The sequence below is a fragment of the Vulcanococcus sp. CPBay_Sum15L08_68 genome (assembly GCF_017855895.1).
In the GTDB taxonomy this organism is placed as follows: domain Bacteria; phylum Cyanobacteriota; class Cyanobacteriia; order PCC-6307; family Cyanobiaceae; genus Vulcanococcus.
Genome location: NZ_JAFMFX010000111.1, coordinates 1 through 2,995 on the forward strand (window position 1 = coordinate 1; position 2,995 = coordinate 2,995).

3 protein-coding genes are annotated in these 2,995 nt (G+C 63.1%); all 3 read left to right on the plus strand.

All coding sequences use genetic code 11. The features are described from left to right. On the plus strand, positions 1-1,091 hold a 1,091-nt coding region (locus QZ189_RS10985; protein WP_296421773.1), incomplete at its 5' end, for an AarF/UbiB family protein. Between the two features lie 25 nt (positions 1,092-1,116). After that, positions 1,117-1,689: an alpha/beta hydrolase gene (locus tag QZ189_RS10990; protein WP_296416488.1), complete on the plus strand. Its 573-nt coding sequence runs from the start codon at positions 1,117-1,119 to the stop codon at positions 1,687-1,689. 79 nt (positions 1,690-1,768) lie between these two features. Further along, positions 1,769-2,827, plus strand: coding sequence for a threonine synthase (thrC, locus tag QZ189_RS10995; RefSeq protein WP_247479813.1), 1,059 nt, complete (start codon positions 1,769-1,771; stop codon positions 2,825-2,827). Positions 2,828-2,995: the final 168 nt, after the last annotated feature.

Consider the following 2,995-nt stretch of genomic DNA (forward strand, 5'->3'; position numbering starts at 1 on the left):
TCGACGGGGTCAAACTCACCAACCTCGAAGCCGTTCGCGAACTCGGGATCGACCCCGACGACATGGTCACCGTGGGGGTGAACTGCTCCCTGCAGCAACTGCTGGAGCACGGCTTCTTCCACGCCGATCCCCATCCCGGGAACCTGCTGGCCCTGGCCGATGGTCGCCTGGCCTATCTCGACTTCGGAATGATGAGCGAGGTCAGCCGTGAGAGCCGCACCGGCCTGATCCAAGCGGTGGTCCACCTGGTGAACCGCAATTTCGGAAAGCTGAGCAACGACTTCGTCAGCCTGGGCTTCCTGGCGGAGGACGTGAATCTCGAGCCGATCGTTCCGGCCTTTGAGCAGGTCTTTGGCCAAGCCCTGGAAATGGGCGTCAGCCGGATGGACTTCAAAGCCGTCACGGACGACCTCAGCGGTGTGATGTACCGCTTCCCCTTCCGCGTCCCCCCTTACTACGCACTGATCATTCGCTCCCTGGTGACGCTCGAGGGCATCGCCTTAAGCGTCGATCCCGATTTCAAAATCCTGGGTGCGGCCTACCCCTATTTCGCCCGCCGGCTGATGGAGGACCCGGACCCGCAGCTGCGCAACAGCCTCAAGGAAATGCTGTTCGACGGCGACATCTTCCGTTGGCAGCGGCTGGACAACCTGATCAGCAGTGCCGCCAGCGGCAGCCAGTTGGACCTCGAGGGACTGCTCGATCAAGTCCTCGACTTCCTCTTCTCCCCCAAGGCGGGGCTGCTGCGCAACCAACTCGTTGAAGCCGCCGTCGACCAACTCGATGCCCTGGGCTGGCAAACCGCGGTCCGTCTGAGCCAACGCTTGCCTCGGGCCCTGAGGCCACCTGGTCTGCGGGATCGCGTGGCGATCACCGCCAGCGACGTGGAATTGCTCTCCTTGGAGCCCATCCAACGCCTCGTGGCCATCCTCAACCAACTGCCCGGATTCGATCCGCAATTGCTGCTGAAACGGGTCCCAAGGCTGCTGCAGGAAACCGAACTGCGGCGCATGGGGACAGAGATGGCCAAAGGACTGGCTGAACGCAGCATGGTCAGGCTCGTGCGCGACGTCCTGGTGAGTCCGGCCTAGGGTCACCTCACTGTTTCGAGGCCCCATGCCGACCTGCAAACGCCAGCGCCTCCTCGCTGCAGCGCTTGGCCTGGGCTTGCTCGGTGGGACGCCAGCGCTAGCGGCGGAGAACGTGGTGTTCGTCACCGGGGCCTTCCGGCGTTCGATCCCGGTGGCGGACTTCGAATACTTGGCGGAGACCGATCAGGCCAGGGGTCTGCTCTCGGATCTGCTGAGCTTCACGAAGATGGAGCCCAAGGAGGTCTCCAAGCTGCTGAAGGCGGAGCTCGCGATCCCCTTGGTGCTCACCAGCCGCTTGCTGAACACCCGTCTCGGCGAAGCGATCCTGGCCCGGGTGGCCAAGATCATCTATCCACTCAAAGCCCCTGGAGCAGGCATCCCCGCCCTGCGAGCCGGTGTGATCAATGCCCTGGTGGCAGGCGACGACAAGATCAATGCGATCAGCTTCATGCAGGCCTACCCGGTCGATGAGCTGGAGGTCAGCATTCCGGCGCTGATGAACGTGCTCGAAAAAGCCAAATCCATCAGCCAGTTGATCTCCTTCTTTTCCGATTCGCCCCTGGATGGGCTGAGGGGCGACAACAAGGCTGCCCCGTAGATTCGGGTCCAGAGCGTCCCAGCCGACCGTGCCCCTGCTGACTTCCATCCGCCGGCGACTGGGATCGAAGAAAGCAACGATGCAGGACTGGCCGGGCCTGATCGAGGGCTACCGCCGCTGGTTGCCCGTCAGCGACAAGACCCCGGTGATCACCCTCCGGGAAGGCGCCACCCCGCTGATCCCTGCCCCCTCCATTGCTGAGCGGATTGGCAAGGGAGTGAAGGTTTACCTCAAATACGACGGCCTGAACCCCACCGGATCCTTCAAGGACCGGGGCATGACCATGGCCATCTCCAAAGCCAAGGAAGCGGGTTCCGAGGCAGTGATCTGTGCCAGCACCGGCAACACCTCCGCGGCGGCAGCGGCCTATGCCAAGCGCGGTGGCATGCGGGCCTTCGTCTTGATCCCCGATGGCTATGTGGCCCAGGGCAAGCTGGCCCAAGCCCTGCTCTACGGCGCGGAAGTCCTGGCCGTGAAGGGCAACTTTGACCGGGCCCTGGCGATCGTTCGTGAGGTGGCGGACCAATACCCCGTCACGCTGGTGAACTCCCTGAATCCCTACCGACTGCAGGGCCAGAAAACCGCGGCCTTCGAGGTGGTGGATGCCCTCGGCGAGGCCCCGGATTGGCTCTGCATCCCCGTCGGCAACGCCGGCAACATCAGCGCCTACTGGATGGGCTTCAACGAGTACAAGGCAGCCGGCCACAGCCGCAAGCTGCCCCGAATGATGGGCTTCCAGGCGGCCGGTTCAGCCCCCCTGGTCCTCGGCCACACCGTCGAGCAACCCGACACCATCGCCACGGCGATCCGAATCGGAAACCCGGTCAACAAGGAGAACGCGCTGAAGGCCCGGGCTGAAAGCAACGGCGACTTCATGGCCGTCACCGACGCCGAAATCATCGAGGCCTACAAGTTGCTCGGCAGTGGCGAAGGCGTCTTCTGCGAGCCCGCCAGCGCAGCCTCCGTCGCCGGTCTGATCAAACGGCGCGACGAAGTCCCTGCAGGCGCCACGGTGGTCTGTGTCCTCACAGGCAACGGCCTGAAGGACCCGACAACCGCAATCGAGCACAACGACTCCAAGTTCCATACCGGACTCGATGCCGACACCGCCAAGGTGGCCCAAGTGATGGGCTTCTAAGCCCTCTCAACTCCATTCAGAGGACCTTGCCCGGCCACAAGCCGGGCTTTTTTGCGCCCAAGACGGCGAACCAATCCAAAAAGCGACTGCCCACAACCTGTGGAAAGGAGACAGGAAAAACCAAGAACCAGAAACCGCTGGAACTCGCTCGTTTTTCCACAATCCCTG